The following is a 23,300-nucleotide window of genomic DNA, read 5'->3' on the forward strand; positions in this document are numbered from 1 at the left end:
TCTTGCTGTTGAGAGTGATTTGCATTCACCAAACAACACCAAGCAGCCACAGGAACACACGATGAACGCACGCAAAGGGATGGGCCGGCGATTCCGCCGTTCGCTGCTCGTCTTGGGGGGACACTGGGCCCTGATCGGCGCGGGGGCCCTGCCCCTGGTCGCGGTGGAACAGGTCCACGCCGAAGCCGTCCAGGTCGCCTTCGACATCCCGGCCCAGGCCCTCGACCAGGCGGTGCTCACCTTCGCCGAACAGTCCGGCGTGCAGGTGATCTTCGACGCCTCGCGCTTCGCCGACCTCCAGGGCGCCCCGGTGCAGGGCCGCTACGCCGCCGACGAGGCCCTGCGCCGCCTGCTGCGGGGCACCCCGGTGAGCTTCCGCTTCACCTCCCCGCGTGAGGTCAGCCTGGTGCGCGAAGCCAGCGGCGACGCCCTGGAGCTGGGCGCCACCCAGGTACAGGGCCAGGCCAACGCCCACGACTGGGTCTACGAGTCCCCCCGCTCGGTGGCGGTGATCGACCGCGAGCAACTGGACCGCAACCCGCCGCGCCACGCCGCCGACATGCTCGAACAGAGCGCCGGCGTCTACACCGCCGTCAGCCAGCAGGACCCGGGCCTCTCGGTGAACATCCGCGGCCTGCAGGACTACGGCCGGGTCAACATGAACATCGACGGCATGCGCCAGAACTTCCAGCAGAGCGGCCACCAGCAGCGCAACGGCACGATGTACATCGACCCGGAACTGCTCTCCGCCGTGACCATCGAGAAGGGCGCCACCTCCGGCATGGGCGGCGCCGGGGTGATCGGCGGGGTGGCCGAGTTCAGCACCCTCAACGCCCGCGACTTCATCCACGAGGGCAAGGAGTTCGGCGGCCGCGTGCGCGCCACCACCGGCCTGGGCGGTTACGCCAACGGCACCGACTTCATCGGCAGCAGTGCCTTTGCCCTGGGTAACGAGGTCGGCGACCTCCTCTTCGCCGCCAGCGAGCGCCACCTGGGCGACTACGACCCCGGCACCCACGGCAGCATCGGCCAGCTGCGCACCGGCTCCAGCTTCAACCCTGGCGTCGAGGAGCGCATCAAGCACTCGCCGGTGGCCTACTCCGGCTCCACCATGCGCTCGCGCCTGGCCAAGCTCGGCCTCAACCTGCCGGCCGACCAGCGCGTGCAGCTCAGCTACCTGCGCACCCAGGTGGCCTACGACGACGCCAACATGATGAACGTGGAGAAGGCCGAACTCTGGGAGAAGCTCGGCAGCAGCAACGTGGTGTCGCAGAACATCGCGCTGGACTACAGCTACAGCCCCGACGACCTGCTGGTGGACTTCAAGGCCAAGCTCTACCACGTCGACAACCGCAACCGGCAGACCACCCTGGCCCGTGGCAGCAGCGCCGGCTACGCCATCACCTACCAGACCGACACCTACGGCCTGCAGCTGGAGAACACCTCCACCTTCCTGCTCGGCGAACTCACCACCCTCAAGGCCAACTACGGCCTGGAGTACTTCCAGGACAAGGTCCGCCCCGACTCCACCCAGGCCGTGGCCAGCGGCTCCGCCGTGGGCTTCCCGGTGTCCGAAGGCATGACCCCCAAGGGCGACCGCGCCATGGGCAGCCTGTTCGCCAGCCTGCAGCTCGACTACGACGACTGGCTGACCCTGGACGCCGGCCTGCGCTACGACCGCTACCACCTGGAGGGCGAAACGGGCTTCAACATCACCCTCTATCGCCTCAACACCCCCGGCAACCCCACCTACAGCGTCCCGCTGCGCTACGAGGTGGACCGCGAGGAAGGCGCGTTCTCGCCCACCTTCGGCATCGCCCTCAAGCCCGGCCCGGACTGGCTGCAGCTCTTCGCCCGCTACGGCGAGGGCTGGCGCCCGCCGGCGGTGACCGAGACGCTGATTTCCGGCCGGCCCCACGGCAGCAGCGCGGAAACCATGTACCCCAACCCCTTCCTCAAGCCGGAAAGCTCCCAGTCCTGGGAAGTGGGGTTCAACATCTTCAAGCAGAACCTCTTCACCGATGGCGATGCCCTGGGCCTGAAGGTGGCCTACTTCGACACCCGCATCGACGACTTCACCTACATGTCGGTCGGGCTGCAGCGCCCGGGGGTGGGGGTGGCCGCCCTGGGGGTGTCGGCCTACGTCAACGACCGCACCAGCACCCGCTTCCGGGGCGTCGAGTACGCCCTCGACTACGACATGGGCGCCTACTACGGCAACCTCGCCTACACCCACATGATCGGCGAGAACGAGTACTGCTCGAACGACGCCTGGCTCGGCGGCGCGGTGTCCCCCGTCTACGGCAGCGGCCGCCGTCCGCCGGTGACCGGCTACGTGCCCAACGCCGCCGCCAACGCCGTGGTGAGCTGCGGCGGCCACATGGGCAGCGCCGAGCACATGCCCATGGACCGCGGCAGCCTGACCCTCGGCACCCGCCTGCTCGACCGCCGCCTCGACCTCGGCGCGCGGGCCCGCTACAGCGAGGGCTACGCCCTGGACGCCGGCGACGCCGCCGCACGCGAGCAGGTCTACCCGGCGGACTGGAAGGCCTACACCGTCTACGACCTCTACGGCAGCTACAAGGCCACCGACAACCTGACCCTGCGCCTGGCTCTGGAGAACGTCACCGACCGCGCCTACCTGGTGCCCCTGGGGGACGTGCTCGCCTTCACCCTTGGCCGGGGCCGCACCCTGCAGGGCACCGTGGAATACACCTTCTGACCCGGATTTGCCCATGACGGGCAAAGCCGTCGCGCAGCGCCGTGCCGCGCGGCGGAAACCTCAACTGGAGACACTGCATGAGCCTTTCGATTTCCTACTCCGCCACCTACGCCAGCTGGACCATCACCGACTACCTGGCCGACTGGGCCGGCTACTTCGGCGATGCCAACCACCGCCCCGGCCAGGTGCAGGACGGCGTCAACACCGGCGGCTTCTACCCCGGCGCCCTCAGCGGCACCGAGTACGCCCTGACCAGCCCCAACAGCGACGCCGGCTTCGTCGCCGAAGGCAACCTCAGCTACTCGCTGTTCTCCAGCCCGGCCCACACCCTGTACGGCAACCTGGACAGCGTGTCCCTGGGCAGCGACCTGACCAAGACCGCCTCGGGCTTCGAGTTCGGCGCGGGCAAGGAAGAGGCCAGCTTCAGCGGCCTGGGGCTGTCGAGCCTGCTCAGCGAAGGCCACGCCGGCGCGGTCCACCAGGTGGTCTACGGCCTGATGGGCGGCAACACCAGCGCCCTGGAGAGCGTGCTGAACGACCTGTTGGACGACTACGGCGTGTCCACCGCCAGCACCTTCGACGCCGTGGCGGCCGCCCTGGCAGCCGGCCCGCTGAGCGTGGCACCGGCCGAAGCGGTGGGCCTGCAGCAGCCGCTGGACGACCTGGCCCTGGCGGCCTGATCGGCGGGAAAAGGAGACGCGAATGGAGGGTGACCCCCATTCGCGTGGAGTGACCCCCGCAGCCCGAGTCTTGGCGGGCGAGGGCTGCGGAGGGTGCGAATTCTGTGAGCCGCCGGGGTGGGCGTCAACCTGCCGCCGGCGCCTCTGGGGCCGTCCATGACCACCCTTCACCCTGATGACCTGCGCCAGGCCCTGGCCGCCAGCCGCCCGGCGCTGCTCAACGTCGGCCTGTTCACTGCCGTGATCAACCTGCTGATGCTGGTGCCGGCCCTGTACATGCTGCAGGTCTACGACCGCGTCCTGGCCTCGGGCAACGCCATGACGCTGCTGATGCTGACCCTCATGGCCCTCGGCCTGTTCGCCTTCATGGGCGCGCTGGAGTGGCTGCGCAGCCTGGTGGTGATCCGCCTGGGTGCGCGCCTGGACATGGCCTTCAACGCCCGCATCCACGACGCTGCCTACCGCGCCGCGAGCCGCAGCGGTGCCAGCCCGGCCCAGGCCCTGGCCGACCTCAACAGCCTGCGCCAGTTCGCCACCGGTCCGGCGCTGTTCGCCTTCTTCGACGCCCCCTGGTTCCCGGTGTACCTGGTGGTGATCGGCCTGTTCAGCCCCTGGCTCGGCCTCTTCGCCCTGGTCGGCGCCCTGGCGCTGGTGGCCCTGGCCTGGCTCAACGAGCGGGTCAGCCACGGCCTGTTGCAGCAGGCCGGGCAACTGGCGCAACAGGCCAGCCAGCAGGCCACCGGGCACCTGCGCAACGGCGAGGCCATCGACGCCATGGGCATGCTCGGCCGCCTGCGGGCGCGCTGGCTGGCGCAGCACCGCGGCTTCCTCGCCTGCCAGGGGCTGGCCAGCGAACGCATGGCCGCCGTCGGCGCCCTCTCCAAGGGCGTGCGCCTGGGCCTGCAGTCCCTGGTGCTGGGGCTCGGCGCCTGGCTGGCGCTGGAACACCTGATCACCCCGGGGATGATGATCGCCGGCTCGATCCTCATGGCGCGGGTGCTGGCACCCATCGACCAGCTGATCGCCGTGTGGCGCCAGTGGAGCGGCGCCCGCGACGCCTGGCAGCGCCTGCAGGCCCTGTTGCAGGCCGAACCACCGCGCCGTGCCGGCATGCCCCTGCCGGCGCCACGGGGGGCGCTGGAGGTGGAGCAGCTGTCCGCCTTCGCCCCCGGCAGCTGGCGGCCCTGCCTGGCCGCCATCGGCTTTGCCCTGGAGGCCGGGCAGTCGCTCGGCATCATCGGCGCCTCCGGTTCCGGCAAGTCCAGCCTGGCGCGCCTGCTGGTGGGTGCCGCCGAGCCGGCCGGCGGCAAGGTCCGCCTGGACGGTGCCGACCTCGCCCAGGCCGACCGCGAGCGCCTGGGAGACCACATCGGCTACCTGCCCCAGGACGTGCAGCTGTTCGCCGGCAGCGTGGCCGAGAACATCGCCCGCTTCGCCGAACCGGACCCCGAGCAGGTGGTGGCGGCCGCGCGCCTGGCCGGCGTGCACGAACTCATCCTGCGCCTGCCCGAGGGCTACGACACGCGCCTGGGCGAGGGCGGCGCCGGCCTCTCCGGCGGGCAGCGCCAGCGCATCGGCCTGGCCCGCGCGCTCTACCGGCTGCCGGCCCTGGTGGTACTGGACGAGCCCAACGCCAACCTCGACGAAGACGGCGAGCGCGCCCTGCTGGAGGCCCTCGCCCGCCTGGGCGAAGCCGGCCGCACCCGGGTGCTGATCACCCACAAGCCCAGCCTGCTGGCCAGCGTCGACCACCTGCTGGTGCTCAAGGGCGGCCAGATGCAGGCCTTTGGCCCCGCGGCGCGGGTGCTCCAGGCCCTGCAGCGCGAGCCTGCCGCTGCACCGCCCGCCGTCGCCCCGGCCCCTGCGCCCGCCCCCCGCCGGGCCGCCTCCGCCTACAGCCTCAACTACCGCCTGGATGCCACCCGCTCCTGAGCCGAGGATTGCCATGCCCGCCTTGCCCGATGCCCCCCGCCCCCTGGCCGATGTGCTGCCCCTCGACGACCACCGCCCCGCGCGGCTCGGCCGCTGGCTGGTGCTGGCCGGCTTCGGCGGCTTTTTGCTCTGGGCCGCCCTCGCCCCGCTGGACAAGGGCGTCGCCGTCAGCGGCAGCGTGGTGGTCGCCGGCCACCGCCAGGCCGTGCAGCACCCCACCGGCGGCGTGGTGGCGCGCCTGCTGGTGCACGACGGCGAGGCCGTGAGCGCCGGCCAGGTGCTGCTCACCCTCGACGCCACCCGCCCGCGCGCCGAACGCGACACCCTGCGCCAGCAGTACCGAGACGCCCAGGCCGCCGCCGTGCGCCTGGCGGCCGAAACCGAGGGGCAGGCGCAGCTGCGCTTCCCGCCGAGCCTGCCGGCCGGCGACCCCGACATGCAGGCCAGCCAGGCCCTGCACCAGCAGCTGTTCGCCAGCCGCCGCGAAGCCCAGCGCCTGCAACAGGCCGCCCTGCGCGAGGGGCTGGCCGGTGCCCGCGCCCACCTCGCCGGGCTGGAAAGCGCCCAGCGCTACCGCCGCGAGCAGCGCCAAGCCCTGCTGCAGCAGCTCCAGGGGCTGCGTGGTCTGGCGCAGGAGGGCTACATCCCGCGCAACCGCCTGCTGGAGAACGAGCGCCTGCTGGCCCAGCTCGACGGGGAGCTGGGCGAAGCCGTCGGCGCCATCGGCCACGCCCGCCAGCAGGTGCAGGAGCTGGGCTGGCGCGAACGCCAGCAGGCCGAGGAGTACCGCCGCGACCTGCACCAGCAGCAGGTGGAGAACCGCCTGCGCCTCGGTGAACTGGCCAGCCGCCTGGCCAGCGCCGAGTTCGAACTGGCCCACACCGAGGTGCGCGCCCCGGTGGCCGGCACCCTGGTGGGGCTGGCGGTGTTCACCCCCGGCGGGGTCATCGCGCCCGGCCAGCAACTGATGGAGGTGGTACCCCGCGATGCGCCGCTGCTGGTGGACGCCCGCGCCCCGGTGGAGCTGGTGGACCGCCTGCGCCCCGGCCTGCCGGTGGAGCTGCTGTTCGCCGCCTTCAACCAGAGCAGCACGCCCCGGGTGCCCGGCGAGCTGGTGCTGGTGTCCGCCGACCGCCTGCTCGACGAGCAGACCCGCGAGCCCTACTACCAGGTGCGCATCCGCGTCAGCGAGGACGGTGCCCGGCAACTGGCCGGCCTCGACATCCGCCCCGGCATGCCGGTGCAGGCCTTCGTCCGCACCGGCGAGCGCTCGCTGCTCAACTACCTGTTCAAGCCCCTGGCCGACCGCCTGCACCTGGCCCTGTCGGAGGACTGATGCGCGCCCTGCTCCCCGCCCTGCTGCTGGCGCTCGCCTGGCCGGCCAGCGCCCTCGACCTGCGCGACGCCTACGCCCTGGCCCTGCGCAACGACCCGACCCTGCAAGCCGCCCTGGCCGAGCGCGATGCCGGCCAGGAGGCCCGCGCCATTGGCCGGGCCGGGCTGCTGCCGACGCTGTCCTACAGCTACAGCAGCGCGCGCAACGACTCCGAAGTGACCCAGGCCAGCACCCAGGGCAACGTCACCAGCCAGCGTGACTACCGCAGCCGCGCCTCCACCCTCACCCTGCAGCAACCGCTGTTCGACTACGCCGCCTGGGCCGCCTACCGCCAGGGCGAGGCCGAGGCGCTGATGGCCGATGCGCGCTACCGCGGGCGCAGCCAGGAGTTGCTGGTGCGCCTGTTCAGCGCCTACAGCGAGGCGCTGTTCGCCCAGGACCAGATCGCCCTGGTCCAGGCCCAGCGCCGCGCCTATGCCGAGCAGCTGCAGCTCAACCAGCGGCTGTTCCAGGCCGGCGAAGGCACCCGCACCGACCTGCTGGAAACCGGCGCCCGCCTGGAGCTGGCCCGCGCCCAGGAGATCGAGGCTGTGGATAACCTCGACGCCGCCCTGCGCCAATTGCAGGCCATCGTCGGCGAGCCCCTGGCGGTGCAGGACCTCACCCCGCTGGCGGAGGACTTCACCCTGCAGCCGCTGCAACCGGCGCGATTCGAGACCTGGCGCGACCTCGCCCTGGCCGCCAATCCGGAGCTGGCCGCCCAGCGCCACGCCCTCGACCGGGCCCGCTACGCGGTGGAGCGCAACCGCGCCGGGCACCTGCCCACCGTCAGCGCCTACGCCAGCACCAGCAAGACCCGCTCCGGCTCCGAGAGCACCTACAACCAGGAATACGACACCGACAGCATCGGCCTGCAGATCAGCCTGCCGCTGTTCGCCGGGGGCGCCGTCAGCGCCTCCACCCGCCGCGCCGTGGCCGAGGTGGAGCAGGCCAGCCACAGCCTCGACGCGCAGACCGCCGAGACCCTCAACCAGCTGCGCCAGCAGTTCAACCTCTGCGCCAGCAGTGCCGCCAAGCTGCGCGCCTACGCCCTGGCGGTGGAGTCTGCCAGCACCCTGATCGAAGCGACCCGGCGCAGCGTGGCCGGGGGCGAGCGGGTCAACCTCGACGTGCTGGATGCCGAGCAGCAGCTCTACAGCGCCCGCCGCGACCTGGCCCAGGCGCGCTACGGCTACCTGCGCGCGTGGCTGCAGCTGCGGTATCTGGCGGGGCAACTGGTGCCGGGGGACCTGGAGGCGCTGGCGGGGTATTTCGAGGGGAGCAGGAGGACTCCCGAAGCCTGAGCGGAGCAGCTTCGGGAATGGGGCTCGGCTGCTTTTCGCGTTCTGCGGATGTTTTCCGTTTCGCCCTCCCGGGCGAGCCCCTTTTGGCAGTCGCCCCAAAAGGGGCCAAAAGGGCTTGCCCCTGCATACGGGTCCCGCTGCGCGGGACTTCCCTCGTTCCGTCGTTGCTCCAGGGGCACGCGCTGACGGGCCATCCATGGCCCGGCAGCGCTCTCGCGACATCCATGTCGCTCAACCCCTTCTACAACGACTCCACTCAGCCTCCTGAAGGGGCGATTCCGCCGCCCCACCCTCGAGGGCAAGCCACATACATCAATGTGGGCGTCACATCCTGGGTAGCACTTACCGGCTTCTCTGCGTTGGAATCAGCCCAGTCTTCGGCGGTGGTGTTCTGAAACTGGCAGCTGTCCAATTATTTTTACTGAGTCTCGTTCGCTAAAACGTCATGTGTGAAAGGCCCGGCGCTTCGCCTGGGCAGTTCACTCGAATCGAGACATCGCCATGACCGCATCCCAGCCGCAACTGTCCCATCCCCTGCGCTCCCAGCGCCTGAACCAGGTCACCCACGAGCCCCACAGCCGCCTGGACGCGCTGGTGAAGAGCCACGACCCGTTCGGCAAGCGTGAGCACTTCGCCCGCTTCGTCGCGGCGCAGTACCTGTTCCAGATGGACCTGGCCGGGCTGTACGCCGACGCCAGCCTGGGCCAGCTGTTCGAGGACCTGCCGGCCCGTGCCCGTCACGAGCAGGCCAAGGCCGACCTGGCGGACCTGGGCCACCCGCTGCCAGCGGTCGAGGGCGAGGCGCCCACCGTGGGGCTGAGCCTGGGCGCGGCCCTGGGCTGGCTGTTCGTTTCCGAGGGTTCCAAGCTCGGCGCGGCGTTCCTCTACAAGCGTGCCGAGGGCCTGGGCCTTTCCGACACCTTCGGCGCCCGCCACCTGGGCGAACCGGCCGGCGGCCGCGCCCAGGGCTGGAAGGCCTTCGTCGCCACCCTCGACGGCCTGGCCCTGGACGCCGAGCAGGAGCGCCTGGCCGAGGCCGCCGCCATCGCGGCGTTCAACCGCTTCACCGACCACCTGGAACGCTGCTTTGCCTGATACCCCCGCCCCCACACCTGGCCGCCTGCGCTGGCTGTGGGTGGCTCTGGCCTACCTGGCCATCGGCCTGGCGCTGCTGGGCGTGGTGCTGCCGGGGCTGCCCACCACCGAGTTCGTGCTGCTGGCGGCCTGGGCCGCCTCCCGCGGCTCGCCGCGCCTCAGCGCCTGGCTGGAGAACCACCGCCTGCTGGGCCCGCCGCTGCGCAACTGGCGCCGTGGCGGGGTGATCACCCGCCGCACCAAGCTGGCGGCCAGCGTCAGCATGAGCCTGGGGCTGACGCTGATGGCCTGCACCGTGTCGCACACGCCGTCGGTGGTCATGGCCGGAGTGGGGATGGCGTTCGGGGCCGCGTGGATCTGGTCGCGGCCGGAGCGGGTGGAGATCGGCTGATGGCGCTCGCCGGGCCTGCGCTCTGAAGGATGCTTCTTTCAATCCCGGCTCGAACGCGGCCTACACAATCGTCATGTACTGATCTTCTGTTGCCGCTCTACAAAGCCCTGCAACTGACCTTGCCCCCACTCCCTGTAGCTAAAGCGTTAGCAAGTCGTGAGCGCACGCTGTGCTTGCGTTGAGCGTGTGAGGGTGGGGCGGCGACAGTGCCCCTTCAGGAGGCCGAGTGGAATCGTTGTGGAAGGGGTTGAGCGACATGGATGTCGCGAGAGCGCCGTCGGGCCATGGATGGCCCGTCGGCGCGTGCCCCTGTAACGACGATGGAGGGAGGGAACCCGACGCAGTCGGGCCGGATGCAGGGGCAAGTTTTTTGGTTCCTTTTCAACGATTGGAAAAGGGACTCGCCCGGGAGGGCGAAACGAAAAACACCCGCAAAACTCGATAACCGGCTTGGCTCCGCAACAAAGCACTGAGACAGCACCCACAAAAAAGCCCGCTCGATGAGCGGGCTTCTTCATGACCGGGAAGCGATCAGAACGCCGGTACCACGGCGCCCTTGTACTTCTCCTCGATGAACTTCTTTACCTCGGGGCTGTGCAGGGCCTTGGCCAGCTTCTGCATGTCGGCGCTATCCTTGTTGTCCGCACGGGACACCAGGATGTTCACGTAGGGCGAGTCGCTGCCTTCGATGGCCAGGGCGTCCTTGGTGGGGTTCAGCTTGGCTTCCAGGGCGTAGTTGGTGTTGATCAGGGCCAGGTCGACCTGGGTCAGCACGCGCGGCAGGGTGGCTGCTTCCAGTTCACGCACCTTGATGCCCTTGGGGTTCTCGGCGATGTCCTTGGGGGTGGCGGTGATGCCGGCCTCGGGCTTGAGGGTGATCACGCCGGCCTTGGCCAGCAGCAGCAGGGCACGGCCGCCGTTGGTGGCGTCGTTGGGGATGACCACCGAGGCGCCCTGGGGCAGTTCGTCGAGCTTCTTGATCTTGCTGGAGTAGGCGCCGAAGGGCTCGATGTGCACGCCGGCGACGCTCACCAGCTGGGTGCCCTTGGACTTGTTGAACTCATCCAGGTACGGCTGGTGCTGGAAGAAGTTGGCGTCCAGGCGCTTCTCGGCCACCTGCACGTTGGGCTGCACGTAGTCGGTGAAGACCTTGATCTTCAGGTCCACGCCTTCCTTGGCCAGCTGGGGCTTGATGAATTCGAGGATCTCCGCGTGGGGCACCGGGGTGGCGGCCACGGTCAGGGTGTCGGCCTGGGCGGAGAGGGCGGCGAAGGCGGCAGCGGCCACCAGCAGTTTTTTCATGGAACGCTCCTTATGGGAATGCGAGGGCCGGGTCGGGTGGACGCCGGCCATCCTTTCATTTGCGGGAGAAATGCACCACCAGCTTGTCGCCGACGGTCTGCAGGATCTGCACGAGCACCAGCAGCAGGACCACGGTGACCACCATCACGTCGGTCTGGAAGCGCTGGTAGCCGAAGCGGATGGCCAGGTCGCCGAGGCCGCCCGCGCCCACCACGCCGGCCATGGCGGTGTAGGACACCAGGGTGATGGCGGTGACGGTGATGGCGGCGATGATGCCCGGCCGGGCTTCCGGCAGCAGGGCGTTGACCACGATCTGCCGGGTGGTGGCGCCCATGGCCTGGGTGGCCTCGATGATGCCGCGGTCCACTTCGCGCAGGGCGGTTTCCACCAGGCGGGCGAAGAACGGCGTGGCGCCCACCACCAGCGGCGGGATAGCGCCGGCGACACCCAGGGAGGTGCCGGTGATGAGGACGGTGAAGGGGATCATCACGATCAGCAGGATGATGAACGGCAGCGAGCGCAGCACGTTCACCACCAGCGACAGCAGGCTGTAGACGGCGCGGTTCTCGAACAGCTGGCGCGGGCTGGTGAGGAACAGCAGCACGCCCAGCGGCAGGCCCAGCAGGACGGTGAACAGCAGCGAGCCGCCCAGCATCATGAGGGTGTCGAGGCTGGCCAGCCAGATTTCGTACCAGTCGATGTTGGCGATGAGTTCGTTCATCAGCGCAGGACCTCCAGGTGAACGTCCGCTTCACGGAAGCAGGCCAGCGCGGCCTCGATGTCGCCGCCGGTGAGGGCCAGGGTCAGCTGGCCGTAGGGGGTGTCCTTGATGCGGTCGATGCGCCCGGCCAGGATGCTGAAGTCCACCCCGGTCTGGCGGGCGACGGTGCCCAGCAGCGGGGCGTAGGTGGCTTCGCCCTGGAAGGTCAGGCGCAGGATGCGGCCCTGGACGTGGGCGAAGTCCTCGCGCTGCTCGCCTTCGTCCACCTGCTCGTCCTCCTGGACGAAGCGCTGGGTGGTGGGGTGCTGCGGGTGCAGGAAGACGTCGGCCACCGGGCCCTGCTCGACGATGACGCCGGCGTCCATCACCGCGACGCGGTCGCACACGCGGCGGATCACGTCCATCTCGTGGGTGATGAGGACGATGGTCAGGTTCAGCTCGCGGTTGATCTCCGCCAGCAGCTGCAGGACCTGGCCGGTGGTCTGCGGGTCGAGGGCGCTGGTGGCCTCGTCGCAGAGCAGGATCTTCGGCCGGGTGGCGAGGGCGCGGGCGATGCCGACGCGCTGCTTCTGCCCGCCGGAAAGCTGGGCGGGGTACTTGCGGGCGTGGGCGGCGAGGCCGACCCGGGCCAGCAGTTCCTCGACGCGCTGCTCGATCTCGGCGCGGGACAGCTCGCCGGCCAGCTTCAGCGGCAGGGCGACGTTGTCGGCGACGGTCTTGGAGGACAGCAGGTTGAAGTGCTGGAAGATCATGCCGACGCGCTGGCGGAAGCGCCGCAGGCCTTCGGCGTCGAGGGCGGTGATGTCTTCGCCGTCGATGACGATGCGCCCGCCGCTGGGCTCTTCCAGGCGGTTGATCAGTCGCAGCAGAGTGCTCTTGCCGGCACCGGAATGGCCGATCAGGCCGAACACTTCGCCTTGGGCCACGCTCAGGTCGGTCGGTCGCAGCGCGGGGATGTCGCGGCCTTCGACTCGATACGCCTTGTGGACGTCATGGAATTCGATCACGTAGGGAAACCTTGTGGGGCTCTCGGGGGCCCGATGGGGCCTAAAAAGCCGCGTAGTCTACCGCTTCGCGGGGTGTGGCCGAAAATCTTTGTCGGCCTAGGGGTATAGCCACTTGGAATAACGCGGGGGCGAAAGCGGGGTTTTGCGGCCCGACCCGCGAGGGGGCCGGGCGCGGGGGATCAGCGTGCGGGGTTCAGTTGCAGGCGCGGGGTCTGGCTGGGGTCGATGCTGTGGGCCAGGCGCAGCTTGTAGGCGGGGTCGAGCTTCTTCACCCGGGCCTGGAGCAGGGCCACCACCCAGGGGTACTGCTTGGCTTCGCGCACATGCAGGCGCACGTCGCAGTCGAAGGCGACCACGTCGGCGGCCACTGCGTCGAGCAGGCTGCGCAGGCGCTCGTTGTCGTCGTTGTCCAGCATCGGCAGGGCCACGTCGTTGGCGACGCGGCGCACCGGGCGTGCGGGGGCGGCGGGTTTCTCCTCCACCGGCTGGGTCTGGGGCGCCGGGGTGGCGGCCTGGCGCTGGGCGGCGAGCTGCTGCTGGCGCGCCTGCTCGGCACGGGCGGCGGCCAGTTGGGCGGCACGCTCGCTTTCGCTGGCACGGGCGTGGGCGATGGCGCCGTCCAGGCCGGTGGTCAGCGCCGGGGCCTGGGGCATCAGGCTGCGGGCGTGGCTGAGGGCAGTGGTGGCACTGTTGAGGTCGCCCTGCTGCAGGGCGGCCTGGCCCTTCTTCAGCCAGGCTTCGGAGAGCTGGCGCTGGTACTGCTCGAGGCGGGTGTCGCCGGCGGCGCTGGTCTGCAAGGCCTTGAGCTGGGTCTCGGCCTCGGCGAGCTGGCCGTTGGCCAGGGTCAGGTCGAGCTGGCGGAAACGGGTGACCAGTTCATCGGCGGGGATGACGGTGTCCTGGGGTTTGCTCTGGCACGCGGCTAACAGCAGGGAAATCGCGATAACGGGAAGGTATCGGGTTGCGAACGGCTTCATTCCTGCGATTCTCGGTTTGTTCAAAAAACGCGCAATTCTACACGGCGCGACCGGGTAGGACAAAAGTGTAGGCGCGGGCCTGCCCTCAGCGTGCTATCAGACCCGTTGCCTGGCCTGGCGTTCGCCGGCCGTCGGGAAAATCAGCCGAGGCGGGTCCGACCTTTCCGGCCGACCGGGCCGGCGGCCTGCTAGGCTCGGCCCTGCCCGACAAAACGACAATAAGAGGAAGGCCCCATGGACCTCGAACCCCTCCCCTACGACTACCTGATCGTCGGCGCCGGCCCGGCCGGCTGCCTGCTGGCCAACCGGCTGTCGGCCGACCCGGCCTGTCGCGTGCTGCTGCTGGAAGCCGGCGGGCGCGACAACCACCCGTGGATCCACATTCCCGTGGGCTACCTGTTCTGCATCGGCAACCCGCGCACCGACTGGTGCCTGCGCACCGAGGCCGAGCCGGGGCTGAACGGCCGTTCCCTGGGCTACCCGCGCGGGCGGGTGCTGGGGGGCAGCTCGTCGATCAACGGGATGATCTACATGCGCGGCCAGGCGGCGGACTACGACCACTGGGCGGCGCTGGGCAACCCCGGCTGGGGCTGGGACGAGGTGCTGCCGCTGTTCAAGCACTGCGAGGACCACTTCGGCGGCGCGTCGGCGTACCACGGCGCCGGGGGCGAGTGGCGGGTGGAGCGGCAGCGCTTGTCCTGGGCGCTGCTGGAGGCCTTCCGTGCCGCCGCCGGGGAGACCGGCATCGCCCCGGTGGATGACTTCAACACCGGTGACAACGAGGGCTGTGGCTACTTCCAGGTGAACCAGCGCGGCGGCGTGCGCTGGAACGCCTCCAAGGCCTACCTGCGGCCGGTGCTGGGCCGGCCGAACCTGCGAGTGCTGACCGATGTGGAGGTGGAGCGGGTGGTACTCGAAGAGGGCCGCGCCTGTGGCGTGGTGGCGCGTTGGCGGGGCGACCTGTGCAGCTTCGCCGCGCGGGAGGTGGTCCTCGCGGCGGGGGCCATCGGTTCGCCGACGCTGCTGCAGCGCTCGGGGATCGGCCCGCGCCCGCTGCTGGAGCGCCTTGGCATCGGCGTGCGGCACGAGCTGCCGGGGGTGGGCGGCAACCTGCAGGACCACCTGCAGCTGCGGCTGATCTACAAGGTCAGCGGCGTGCCGACCCTCAACCAGATGGCCGGCAGCCTGTGGGGCAAGGCCGGCATGGGCCTGCGCTACCTGCTCAGCCGCAGCGGCCCGCTGGCCATGGCGCCGAGCCAGCTGGGCGCCTTCGCCCGCTCCGGCCCGGAGCAGCAACGGGCGAACCTGGAGTACCACGTGCAGCCGCTGTCCCTGGAGCGCTTCGGCGAGCCGCTGCACCCCTTCCCCGCCTTCACCGCCTCGGTGTGCAACCTGCGTCCGGCCAGCCGGGGCCGGGTGGACATCCGCGCCGCCGAGTCGAAGGCGCCACCGCTGATCCAGCCGAACTACCTGAGCGAGGAGGAGGACCTGCGGGTGGCCGCCGACGCCATCCGCCTGACCCGGCGCATCGCCGCCGCGCCGGCACTGGCGCCCTACCGGCCGGAGGAGTACCTGCCGGGCCCGGCGTTGCAGAGCGAGGCGGAGCTGCGCCAGGCGGCGGGCGACATCGGCACCACCATCTTCCACCCGGTGGGCACCTGCCGCATGGGCGCTGACCGCGAGGCGGTGGTGGATGCGCGCCTGCGGGTGCACGGGGTGCCGGGGCTGCGGGTGGTGGATGCGTCGATCATGCCGACCATTGTGTCGGGCAACACCTGCTCGCCGACGCTGATGATCGCCGAGAAGGCGGCGCGGATGATCCTCGAGGATCGCCGCTCAAGCGTCCGCCAGCCCGCGCGCAGCGAGCCGGCGACGGTCGGCTAGGTGCGGCGCGGGGCGGCGAAGCTGAGCAGGAACAGCGCTGCCGCCGAGACCACGATGGACGGGCCGGCGGGGGTGTCCTTGAACCAGGACAGCGCCAGGCCGGCGCACACCGCCACCAGGCCCAGCAGGCTGGCGCCGACGGCCATCTGCTCGGGGGTGCGGGCGTGGCGCTGGGCGGCGGCGGCGGGAATGATCAGCAGCGAGGTGATCAGCAGCACGCCGACGATCTTCATGGCCACGGCGATCACCACGGCGATCAGCAGCATCAGCGCCAGGCGGATGGCGGTGACCGGCAGGCCCTCCACCCGCGCCAGCTCCTCGTGCACGGTGATGGCCAGCAGCGGCCGCCACAGCGGCACCAGCAGGCCCAGCACCAGGGCGCTGCCGCCGAGGATCCAGGCGAGGTCGGTGGGGCTCACCGCCAGCAGGTCGCCGAACAGGTAGCCCATCAGGTCCACCCGCACTTCGCTCATGAAACTCAGGGCCACCAGGCCGAGGGACAGGGTGCTGTGGGCGAGGATGCCCAGCAGGGTGTCCGAGGCCAGCGGCTGGCGCTGCTGGAGGGTCACCAGCAGCACCGCCAGCAGCACGCAGCCGACGGTCACCGCCAGGGTCGGGCTGATGTCGAGCATCAGGCCCAGGGCCACACCCAGCAGGGCGGCGTGGGACAGGGTGTCGCCGAAGTAGGCCATGCGCCGCCACACCACGAAGGAGCCGAGCGGGCCTGCCACCAGGGCCAGCGCAAGGCCGGCGAGCAGGGCGTTGACGAGGAAATCAGCCATGGTTGCAGTCGGGGCCGTGCGTGTGAACGGGGGTGAAGCGGGTGCCGGTGGGGAAGCCGGGGCGCTCGATCACTTCGCCGTGGAGGTCGTGTTCGTGGTCGTGGTGATGGTGGTAGACGGCCAGGCTCTGGGCGTCCTTGCCGAACAGCTCGACGAAGGCCGGGTCGAAGCTGACCTGCTCGGGGTGGCCGGAGCAGCACACGTGGCGGTTCAGGCACACCACCTGGTCGGTGGTGCTCATCACCAGGTGCAGGTCGTGGGAGACCATCAACACGCCGCAGCCGAGGCGATCACGCAGCTGGGTGATGAGGCGGTACAGCTCGGCCTGGCCGGCGACGTCGACGCCCTGCACGGGTTCGTCCAGCACCAGCAGCTCGGGCTCGCGCAGCAGGGCGCGGGCCAGCAGCACGCGCTGCAACTCGCCGCCGGAAACGGTCTGCAGCGGGCTGTCGATCACCTGGGGAGCGCCCACTTCGCTGAGGGCGGCGAGCGCCGCGGTGCGGTCGACCCCCGGCACCAGCCGCAGGAAGCGCAGCACGGTGAGCGGCAGGGTGGCATCCACCTGGAGCTTCTGCGGCATGTAGCCGATGCGCAGGCGCGGCTTGCGCCAGACGCTGCCGCGCTGGGGCTGCAGCAGGCCGAGCACGGTGCGTACCAGGGTGGTCTTGCCGGCGCCGTTGGGGCCGATCAGGGTGACGATCTCGCCGGGACGCAGGGTCAGCCCCACGTCCTGCAGCACCGCCTGGCCGGCGAAGGTGACGCCGACGCCCTCCAGGCGGATCAGCGCGTCCTGGCTCATGCCTTGCCCCGGCAGGTGGCGCACAGGCCGACCACTTCCACGGTCTGCCCTTCCACGGCGAAACCGACGGCCTGGGCGCTGGTGATGATGGCCTCGCTGATAGCCGGCTGCTCCAGCTCGATGGCGGTCTGGCACTGGCGGCAGATCAGGAACTGGCCCTGGTGGGCTTCGCCGGGGTGGTTGCAGCCGACGAAGGCGTTGAGCGAGGCGATGCGGTGCACCAGGCCGTTCTCCAGGAGGAACTCCAGGGCGCGGTACACCGTGGGCGGTGCGGCGCGGCGGCCGTCTTCCTCGGTCAGCACGCCGAGGATGTCATAGGCGCCCAGCGGCTTGTGGCTGGCCCAGACCAGCTCCAGCACGCGCTTGCGCAGGGCGGTCAGGCGCAGGCCGTCGCGGGCGCAGAGGGCCTCGGCCTCGGCCAGCGCATCCCGCACGCAGTGGGAGTGGTCGTGGGGGCGGCAGGCCAGGGGGGCTTGGGTCTTGATCGGCTTGAGCATGGCGGCGACGTTGAGTCAAAGAGACGTTATTCTATTACGCCTTTGTGTCGGAGTCCTCCCCGTGTCGCGTCTCGTCCTGCTCGCCCTCCTTGCCTGCCTGGCGCTGCCGGCCGGCGCCGACATCCGTGTGCTGACCAGCATCAAGCCGCTGCAGCTGATCGCCGCTGCCGTTCAGGACGGCGTGGGCGAGCCCGAGGTGCTGCTGCCGCCGGGGGCCTCGCCGCACCAGTACGCGCTGCGGCCGTCCGACGTACGGCGGGTGCGTGAGGTGCCGCTGCTGTATTGGGTCGGCCCGGACCTGGAAGGCTTCCTGCCCAAGGTGATCGCCGGGCGCAGCGCGCCGGCCGTGGCGGTGCAGGATCTGCCGGGCATGCAGCTGCGCCATTTCGAGGCCCTCGGCCACGATGAGCATGAGCACGAGGACGCCCACGAGCACGACCATGACCACCGCCCCGGCTCCCTGGACGCCCACCTCTGGCTGCTGCCGGCCAACGCCCGGGTGATCGCCGCCCGCATGGCGGCGGACCTGTCGGCGGCGGACCCGGCCAACGCGGCGCGCTACCAGGCCAACCTGAAGGCTTTCGGCGAGCGCCTGGACCAGCTCGACGTTCGCCTCAAGGCCCGCATGGCGGCCGTCAGCGGCAAGCCGTTCTTCGTCTTCCACGAGGCCTTCGACTACTTCGAGAGCGCCTACGGCCTGCGTCACGCCGGGGTGTTCAGCGTGGCGGCCGAGGTGCAGCCGGGTGCCCGCCACGTGGCGGCGATGCGCGAGCGCCTGCGGGCGGCCGGCCCCAGCTGCGTGTTCAGCGAGCCGCCGGTGCGCCCGCGCCTGGCCGAGACCCTGACCCAGGGCCTGCCGGTGCGCCTGGCCGAGCTGGATGCACTGGGCATGCAGGTGCCGGTGGCCGCAGGTGGCTACGAGCGCCTGCTGGACGACCTGGCCCAGGGCCTGGCGGGGTGCCTGGAGGCGCTTTGAGGCGCCCCGGGCCACTTATCCACAGCGCGTAGCCTGCGCGCGCCCACAAGCCAAACCATCGGTCGAGTCGCGACGACTTTTCCTTGGTCGACGGTCTAACTTCCTCTCGGGACATCTCTGCCCCGGCGACAGGAGGCTCCGACCCCCATGACCCGCACCGGCTCCCCCGCGAAGACCCGCCTGCCGCTGCCCTTGCAGGCGGCTTCCGAAGACATCTGGGACAGCAAGTACCGCCTGCGCCGGCGTGACGGTACGCCGCTGGACGACACCCCGGACCACAGCCTGCAACGGGTGGCCCGGGCCCTGGCCGAGGTGGAGCCGAAGGACGTCGAGCACTGGTACGAGCGCTTCCTCTGGGCCCTGCGCCAGGGGGCGCTGCCGGCCGGGCGCATCCTCTCCAACGCCGGTGCCCAGGCCCACAAGCCGGCCACCTCGACCATCAATTGCACCGTCTCGGGGGTGATCCATGACGCCATGGACGACATCCTCGGCAAGGTCCACGAAGCCGGCATGACCCTCAAGGCCGGCTGTGGCATCGGCTACGAGTTCAGCACCCTGCGCCCCCGGGGCGCCTTCGTTTCCGGTGCCGGGGCGCACACCAGCGGGCCGCTGTCGTTCATGGACGTGTACGACCGCATGTGCTTCACCGTCAGCTCCGCCGGGGGCCGGCGTGGTGCGCAGATGGCCACCTTCGACATCGCCCACCCGGACGTGCGCGAGTTCATCCGCGCCAAGCGCGAGGACGGCCGCCTGCGCCAGTTCAACCTCAGCCTGTTGGTGACCGATGCCTTCATGCAGGCCGTGGAGCAGGATGCCGAGTGGCCGCTGGTGTTTCCCCTGCATGCCCGCGAGCTGGACGAGGTGGACCTGGACGACCCGGCCCAGGTGCTCTGGCGCGACTGGCCGATCCACGCGGGCTACCAGGTGCGGGAGGACGGCCGGGTGGCCTGCCGCATCTACGGCCGGCTCAAGGCGCGGCACCTGTGGGACATGGTGATGGCCTCCACCTACGACTACGCCGAGCCGGGCTTCATCCTCATCGATCGGGTCAACGCGCTGAACAACAACTGGTGGTGCGAGGCGATCCGCGCCACCAACCCCTGCGGCGAGCAGCCATTGCCGCCCTACGGTTCCTGCCTGCTGGGCTCGATCGACCTGACCCGCTTCGTCGACGACCCGTTCACCGACCAGGCGCGGTTCGACTGGGAACGCTTCCGCGAGGTGGTGAAGGTCTTCACCCGCCTGCTGGACAACGTGGTGGAGATCAACGGCCTGCCCCTGGCGCAGCAGCGCGAGGAGATCACCGGCAAGCGCCGCCATGGCATGGGCTTCCTCGGGTTGGGGTCGGCGCTCGCCCTGCTCGGCCTGCGCTACGGCAGCCCGGAATCCTGCGTGTTCACCGAAGAGGTGGCCCGGGAGATGGCCCTGGTGGGCTGGCAGGCGGCCCTCGACCTGGCGAAGGAGAAAGGCCCGGCACCGCTGCTGGCGCAGCGCTTCACGGTGACCGAGGCGATGCTCCGGCAGCGCCCGGAGATGGCCGCTGACGGCTACAAGGTGGGTGACTCGGTGCCCGGCAGCGTGCTGCACGCGCGTTACTCGCGCTACATGCAGCGCATCGCCGAGCACGCGCCGGAGCTGGTGGCGCAACTGGCCGAGGTGGGCGCGCGCTTCACCCACCACAGCTCCATCGCCCCCACCGGCACCATCAGCCTGAGCCTGGGCAACAACGCCTCCAACGGCATCGAGCCGAGCTTCGCCCACGTCTATTCGCGCAACCTGATCCGCCCCGGGCGCAAGACCAAGCAGAAGGTCGAGGTGGTCAGCTACGAGCTGCTGGCCTACCGCGCCCTGGTGGACCCGCAGGCGGCGCCCGGGGCCGAGTCGGCGGGCCATGGCCTGCCGGAGTGGTTCGTCACCGCCGAGGACATCACCCCCGCCCAGCACGTGGACATCCAGGCGGCGGCGCAGAAGTGGGTCGACTCCTCCATCTCCAAGACCGCCAACGTGCCCACCGACTACCCCTTCGAGGCCTTCAAGGACATCTACCTCTACGCCTGGCGCCAGGGCCTGAAGGGCTGCACCACCTTCCGCTTCAACCCGGCGGCCTTCCAGGGCGTGCTGGTGAAGGACGCGGACCTGGAGAAGACCCGCTACCGCTTCGAACTGGAGGACGGCAGCGTGGTGGAGCTGAAGGGCAACGAGGAGGTGGAGTACGACGGCGAGGTGCACACGGCGGCGAACCTGTACGAGGCCCTCAAGGAGGGCTACTACGGGCGTTACTGAGCGGAGGCGGCGATGAGCGTGAAGATCAACCAGCGGATCAAGGGTTTCCAGGTGGTGGACGTGGAGGCCGAGCGCGCCCGCCGCGCCGCCGAGGAAGCGGCCGCCGTGGTGCAGATGGACGAGACCCTGCAGCGCCCGGAAACCCTGGTGGGGGCGACCTACAAGATCAAGTCGCCGCTGTCGGAGCACGCGCTGTACGTGACCATCAACGACATCGTCCTCAACCCCGGCACGCCCCACGAGCAGCGCCGGCCCTTCGAGATCTTCATCAACTCCAAGGGCATGGAGCACTTCCAGTGGATCGTCGCCCTCACCCGCATCATGTCGGCGGTGTTCCGCAAGGGCGGCGACTGCACCTTCCTGGTGGAGGAACTGAGCGCGGTGTTCGACCCCCGTGGCGGCTACCTCAAGCGCGGCGGGCTGTACATGCCCTCCCTGGTGGCCGAGATCGGCGCCGTGCTGGAACGCCACCTGGTGGCCATCGGCCTGATGCAGGGCCCCCAACCCGACCCGGAGCAGCAGCGCTTCCTCGCCGAAAAGCGCGCCGCCTACGAAGCCAGCCTCGGCACCACCACCGCCGAACCCGGCGAAGGCTTCCCCCCCGGCGCCCAGCTCTGCGGCAAGTGCAACACCCAGGCCGTCGTCCGCATGGACGGCTGCGCCACCTGCCTCAACTGCGGGCACTCGAAATGTGGGTGAGCCCGTTCAAAACGCATGCGTTTTGAAGGGCGAACGACCGGCCATGGATGGCCGGGCCGGGGTTGAGCTTGGGCAGCGGAGTATCGACAGGGATGTCTGTGCCTGAGTGGATCTTCACGCCAGACAAGCATGCGTTTTGAAGGGCGAACGACTGGCCATGGATGGCCGGGCCGGGGTTGAGCTTGGGCAGCGGAGCACCGACAGGGATGTCTGCGCCTGAGTGGATCTTCACGCCAGACAAGCATGCGTTTTGAAGGGCGAACGACCGGCCATGGATGGCCGGGCCGGGGTTGAGCTTGGGCAGCGGAGCAGCGACAGGGATGTCTGCGCCTGAGCGGATCTTCACGCCAGACGAGCATGCGTTGCGCCGGCAAACCCCCTCAAACCGCCATGCATGAGCGTCTCCACCCCGCCATCCCTGGGCTGAAGCCCAGGCTACGGTTTGTGGTGTGCCCGGGCTTGGGCAGCGGAATATCGACGGGGATGCCTACGACAGACCGGCACCCGCGTGGGCTGAAGCCCACCCTACGGGGCGCAGAGGCGCCCTAGAGCGCAAAGGGCAGCGGCAGCTCCACCACCTGGCGATGGGCCAGGCGGCGCTGGAATTCGGCGGGGTCGTGGATCAGCACGTCCTGGCCGGCGAAGGCCTCGGCGGCGATCAGGCGCGACAGCCAGAAGCGCACGCAGGCGACGCGCAGCAGCGTCGGCCAGAGTTCGGCCTCGGCGGCGGTGAAGGGGCGCAGGGCAACGTAGGCGCCGAGCAGGGCGCGGGCGCGGGCCTCGTCGAGCTGGCCGTCGTCGTCGGAGCACCAGTCGTTGAGGGTGATGGCCAGGTCGTAGAGCATCGGGCCGGAGCAGGCGTTGTAGAAGTCGATCACCCCCGCCAGGTGCGGGCCGTCGAACAGGGCGTTGTCGCGGAACAGGTCGGCGTGCAGGTTGGCCCGTGGCAGGGCCTGGATGCGGGGCTTGAGGCGTTCGATCTCGGCCAGGGCCTGCTCCAGCAGCGGGCGGGCCTGGGCGTCGAGGCGCTCGGCCTGGTGCGGGCCTTCGCTGAGCATCCAGTCGAGGCCGCGGTCGCTCTTGCGTTCGATGGGCTGGTCGCGGGTGGCCAGGTGGATGCGCGCCAGCAGCGTGCCGACTTCGCCGCAGTGGTGCGGGTTGGGTTCGCGCAGGTGGCGCCCGGCGAGGCGCGGCTGCAGCAGCGCGGGCTTGCCGGCGAGGCTGCGCAGGGCCTGGCCGTCTTCGCTGCGCAGGGCGTAGGGCACCGGCAGGCCGGCGGTGTGGAGCACGTCCAGCAGTTCGATGAAGAACGGCAGGTCGGCCACCGGGCCTCGTTCCACCAGGGTCAGGACGTATTCACCCCGCTCCAGACTGACGAAGAAGTTGCTGTTCTCCGAACCTTCAGCGATGCCCTTGAAGTCCCGGAGCCGGCCCAGCCCGTAGGGGGCGAGGAAGGTTTCGAGTTCGGGGCGCTGCAGCGGGGTGAAAACGGACATTCGACTACCTTGTTACGGCCACCGTGGCGGCCTTACCAGCTGAAGATCTCCCACTGCGGGATCAGCATGTCGGGGTTGTCCGACCGGATGAAGTTGCTGTCGCCGTCAGCGCGGACCAGGAAGTAGGGTTTGCCACCCTTGGGGGTGACCTTGATCGCATAGAGGAAGCCGTTCACACGGTATTCCTGGATGGTCTTGTCGCCGTCCTGGCGGATGGTGACATCGGGTTCCGGCGAGGGGGCCTCGTCGTCGGCGAAGACACTCACCGGCAGGAGGGCCAGCAGACCGGCGAGCAACAGGCGGTTGAAAGCGCGCATGGTGGTAACCTTGTCCCTTATCGTCAATGACCGGGCCATTCTACTGCGGGTCCGGTGAATA

20 protein-coding genes are annotated in these 23,300 nt (G+C 70.2%); 11 read left to right on the forward strand and 9 right to left on the reverse strand.

The annotated features are described in order from the left end of the window. The first annotated feature begins 61 nt into the window (after positions 1-61). From RTK35_RS07160 to RTK35_RS07190, 7 genes are all read left to right on the forward strand, one after another. Positions 62-2,722: a TonB-dependent receptor gene (locus RTK35_RS07160; RefSeq protein WP_316907697.1), complete on the forward strand. Its 2,661-nt coding sequence runs from the start codon at positions 62-64 to the stop codon at positions 2,720-2,722. A 77-nt stretch (positions 2,723-2,799) separates the two neighbouring features. Next, the gene (locus RTK35_RS07165; RefSeq protein ID WP_044410248.1) at positions 2,800-3,402 is read left to right on the forward strand and encodes a heme acquisition protein HasA; all 603 of its coding nucleotides are present in this window, start codon (positions 2,800-2,802) and stop codon (positions 3,400-3,402) included. Positions 3,403-3,558: 156 nt separating this feature from the next. Further along, positions 3,559-5,334: a type I secretion system permease/ATPase gene (locus RTK35_RS07170; protein WP_316907698.1), complete on the forward strand. Its 1,776-nt coding sequence runs from the start codon at positions 3,559-3,561 to the stop codon at positions 5,332-5,334. Positions 5,335-5,347: 13 nt separating this feature from the next. Continuing rightward, complete coding sequence (locus RTK35_RS07175; protein WP_316907699.1) at positions 5,348-6,670, forward strand: HlyD family type I secretion periplasmic adaptor subunit; 1,323 nt, start codon at positions 5,348-5,350, stop codon at positions 6,668-6,670. Further along, positions 6,670-8,013: a TolC family outer membrane protein gene (locus tag RTK35_RS07180; RefSeq protein WP_074969937.1), complete on the forward strand. Its 1,344-nt coding sequence runs from the start codon at positions 6,670-6,672 to the stop codon at positions 8,011-8,013. Before RTK35_RS07175 ends, RTK35_RS07180 begins: the two co-directional genes overlap by 1 nt. Positions 8,014-8,514: 501 nt before the next feature. Beyond that, a complete protein-coding gene (locus RTK35_RS07185) occupies positions 8,515-9,108 on the forward strand; it encodes a biliverdin-producing heme oxygenase (protein ID WP_044403861.1) in 594 nt (197 codons plus the stop codon). Continuing rightward, complete coding sequence (locus tag RTK35_RS07190; RefSeq protein ID WP_069565927.1) at positions 9,101-9,499, forward strand: YbaN family protein; 399 nt, start codon at positions 9,101-9,103, stop codon at positions 9,497-9,499. The genes RTK35_RS07185 and RTK35_RS07190 overlap by 8 nt, the downstream gene beginning before the upstream one ends. Positions 9,500-10,030: 531 nt before the next feature. On the opposite strand, the gene RTK35_RS07195 is transcribed toward RTK35_RS07190, so the two are convergent. The 4 genes from RTK35_RS07195 to RTK35_RS07210 form a co-directional block, all read right to left on the reverse strand. Next, positions 10,031-10,801: a MetQ/NlpA family ABC transporter substrate-binding protein gene (locus tag RTK35_RS07195; protein WP_074969941.1), complete on the reverse strand. Its 771-nt coding sequence runs from the start codon at positions 10,799-10,801 to the stop codon at positions 10,031-10,033. Positions 10,802-10,856: 55 nt separating this feature from the next. Further along, complete coding sequence (locus RTK35_RS07200; RefSeq protein ID WP_044403853.1) at positions 10,857-11,522, reverse strand: methionine ABC transporter permease; 666 nt, start codon at positions 11,520-11,522, stop codon at positions 10,857-10,859. Continuing rightward, on the reverse strand, positions 11,522-12,529 hold the full coding sequence (locus tag RTK35_RS07205; protein WP_044403850.1) for a methionine ABC transporter ATP-binding protein: 1,008 nt from the start codon (positions 12,527-12,529) through the stop codon (positions 11,522-11,524). The genes RTK35_RS07200 and RTK35_RS07205 overlap by 1 nt, the downstream gene beginning before the upstream one ends. A gap of 179 nt (positions 12,530-12,708) precedes the next feature. After that, positions 12,709-13,506 carry a PA5502 family lipoprotein gene (locus RTK35_RS07210; protein WP_316907700.1) on the reverse strand — a complete coding sequence of 266 codons (798 nt, stop codon included), beginning with the start codon at positions 13,504-13,506 and terminating at the stop codon, positions 12,709-12,711. Between the two features lie 234 nt (positions 13,507-13,740). On the opposite strand from RTK35_RS07210, the gene RTK35_RS07215 reads away from it, so the two are divergent. Next, a complete protein-coding gene (locus RTK35_RS07215) occupies positions 13,741-15,390 on the forward strand; it encodes a GMC family oxidoreductase (protein WP_316907701.1) in 1,650 nt (549 codons plus the stop codon). Here the strand turns inward: RTK35_RS07215 and znuB are convergent. Genes znuB through RTK35_RS07230 form a run of 3 tightly spaced genes read right to left on the reverse strand, consistent with a single transcriptional unit; the run spans position 15,387 to position 17,468 of the window. Next, complete coding sequence (gene znuB, locus RTK35_RS07220; RefSeq protein WP_044403842.1) at positions 15,387-16,172, reverse strand: zinc ABC transporter permease subunit ZnuB; 786 nt, start codon at positions 16,170-16,172, stop codon at positions 15,387-15,389. The two genes, RTK35_RS07215 and znuB, sit on opposite strands and share 4 nt — an antisense overlap. Then, positions 16,165-16,971 carry a zinc ABC transporter ATP-binding protein ZnuC gene (gene znuC / locus RTK35_RS07225; RefSeq protein WP_316907702.1) on the reverse strand — a complete coding sequence of 269 codons (807 nt, stop codon included), beginning with the start codon at positions 16,969-16,971 and terminating at the stop codon, positions 16,165-16,167. The genes znuB and znuC overlap by 8 nt, the downstream gene beginning before the upstream one ends. Beyond that, the gene (locus RTK35_RS07230) at positions 16,968-17,468 is read right to left on the reverse strand and encodes a Fur family transcriptional regulator (protein WP_074969949.1); all 501 of its coding nucleotides are present in this window, start codon (positions 17,466-17,468) and stop codon (positions 16,968-16,970) included. The genes znuC and RTK35_RS07230 overlap by 4 nt, the downstream gene beginning before the upstream one ends. Here RTK35_RS07230 and RTK35_RS07235 point away from each other — a divergent pair. From RTK35_RS07235 to RTK35_RS07245, 3 genes are all read left to right on the forward strand, one after another. Next, positions 17,467-18,444: a zinc ABC transporter substrate-binding protein gene (locus tag RTK35_RS07235; RefSeq protein WP_410478637.1), complete on the forward strand. Its 978-nt coding sequence runs from the start codon at positions 17,467-17,469 to the stop codon at positions 18,442-18,444. The genes RTK35_RS07230 and RTK35_RS07235 overlap by 2 nt on opposite strands. Before the next feature lie 147 nt (positions 18,445-18,591). After that, positions 18,592-20,727: an adenosylcobalamin-dependent ribonucleoside-diphosphate reductase gene (locus tag RTK35_RS07240; protein ID WP_160482539.1), complete on the forward strand. Its 2,136-nt coding sequence runs from the start codon at positions 18,592-18,594 to the stop codon at positions 20,725-20,727. Between the two features lie 12 nt (positions 20,728-20,739). Beyond that, complete coding sequence (locus RTK35_RS07245; RefSeq protein WP_044403830.1) at positions 20,740-21,426, forward strand: NrdJb; 687 nt, start codon at positions 20,740-20,742, stop codon at positions 21,424-21,426. 545 nt (positions 21,427-21,971) lie between these two features. On the opposite strand, the gene RTK35_RS07250 is transcribed toward RTK35_RS07245, so the two are convergent. Together RTK35_RS07250 and RTK35_RS07255 are read right to left on the reverse strand one after the other, a co-directional pair. Beyond that, positions 21,972-22,922, reverse strand: coding sequence for a homoserine kinase (locus RTK35_RS07250; RefSeq protein WP_182851403.1), 951 nt, complete (start codon positions 22,920-22,922; stop codon positions 21,972-21,974). A gap of 32 nt (positions 22,923-22,954) precedes the next feature. Beyond that, positions 22,955-23,239, reverse strand: a complete 285-nt coding sequence (locus tag RTK35_RS07255) for a DUF2782 domain-containing protein (protein ID WP_044403825.1) — start codon at positions 23,237-23,239, stop codon at positions 22,955-22,957. Positions 23,240-23,300: the final 61 nt, after the last annotated feature.

Origin of the sequence: Pseudomonas sp. zfem003 (assembly GCF_032621675.1) — a bacterium.
GTDB classification, from domain to species: domain Bacteria; phylum Pseudomonadota; class Gammaproteobacteria; order Pseudomonadales; family Pseudomonadaceae; genus Metapseudomonas; species Metapseudomonas otitidis.

Excerpts from the sequence above, each read along its gene's own strand:
- RTK35_RS07230 (WP_074969949.1), bottom strand. The coding sequence starts at position 17,468 with ATGCTCAAGCCGATCAAGACCCAAGCCCCCCTGGCCTGCCGCCCCCAC.
- RTK35_RS07165 (WP_044410248.1), top strand. The coding sequence starts at position 2,800 with ATGAGCCTTTCGATTTCCTACTCCGCCACCTACGCCAGCTGGACCATC.
- RTK35_RS07210 (WP_316907700.1), bottom strand. The coding sequence starts at position 13,506 with ATGAAGCCGTTCGCAACCCGATACCTTCCCGTTATCGCGATTTCCCTG.
- RTK35_RS07245 (WP_044403830.1), top strand. The coding sequence starts at position 20,740 with ATGAGCGTGAAGATCAACCAGCGGATCAAGGGTTTCCAGGTGGTGGAC.
- znuB (WP_044403842.1), bottom strand. The coding sequence starts at position 16,172 with ATGGCTGATTTCCTCGTCAACGCCCTGCTCGCCGGCCTTGCGCTGGCC.
- RTK35_RS07180 (WP_074969937.1), top strand. The coding sequence starts at position 6,670 with ATGCGCGCCCTGCTCCCCGCCCTGCTGCTGGCGCTCGCCTGGCCGGCC.
- RTK35_RS07195 (WP_074969941.1), bottom strand. The coding sequence starts at position 10,801 with ATGAAAAAACTGCTGGTGGCCGCTGCCGCCTTCGCCGCCCTCTCCGCC.
- RTK35_RS07185 (WP_044403861.1), top strand. The coding sequence starts at position 8,515 with ATGACCGCATCCCAGCCGCAACTGTCCCATCCCCTGCGCTCCCAGCGC.
- RTK35_RS07250 (WP_182851403.1), bottom strand. The coding sequence starts at position 22,922 with ATGTCCGTTTTCACCCCGCTGCAGCGCCCCGAACTCGAAACCTTCCTC.
- RTK35_RS07200 (WP_044403853.1), bottom strand. The coding sequence starts at position 11,522 with ATGAACGAACTCATCGCCAACATCGACTGGTACGAAATCTGGCTGGCC.
- RTK35_RS07255 (WP_044403825.1), bottom strand. The coding sequence starts at position 23,239 with ATGCGCGCTTTCAACCGCCTGTTGCTCGCCGGTCTGCTGGCCCTCCTG.
- RTK35_RS07215 (WP_316907701.1), top strand. The coding sequence starts at position 13,741 with ATGGACCTCGAACCCCTCCCCTACGACTACCTGATCGTCGGCGCCGGC.
- RTK35_RS07175 (WP_316907699.1), top strand. The coding sequence starts at position 5,348 with ATGCCCGCCTTGCCCGATGCCCCCCGCCCCCTGGCCGATGTGCTGCCC.
- RTK35_RS07240 (WP_160482539.1), top strand. The coding sequence starts at position 18,592 with ATGACCCGCACCGGCTCCCCCGCGAAGACCCGCCTGCCGCTGCCCTTG.
- RTK35_RS07170 (WP_316907698.1), top strand. The coding sequence starts at position 3,559 with ATGACCACCCTTCACCCTGATGACCTGCGCCAGGCCCTGGCCGCCAGC.
- RTK35_RS07235 (WP_410478637.1), top strand. The coding sequence starts at position 17,467 with ATGGCGGCGACGTTGAGTCAAAGAGACGTTATTCTATTACGCCTTTGT.
- RTK35_RS07160 (WP_316907697.1), top strand. The coding sequence starts at position 62 with ATGAACGCACGCAAAGGGATGGGCCGGCGATTCCGCCGTTCGCTGCTC.
- znuC (WP_316907702.1), bottom strand. The coding sequence starts at position 16,971 with ATGAGCCAGGACGCGCTGATCCGCCTGGAGGGCGTCGGCGTCACCTTC.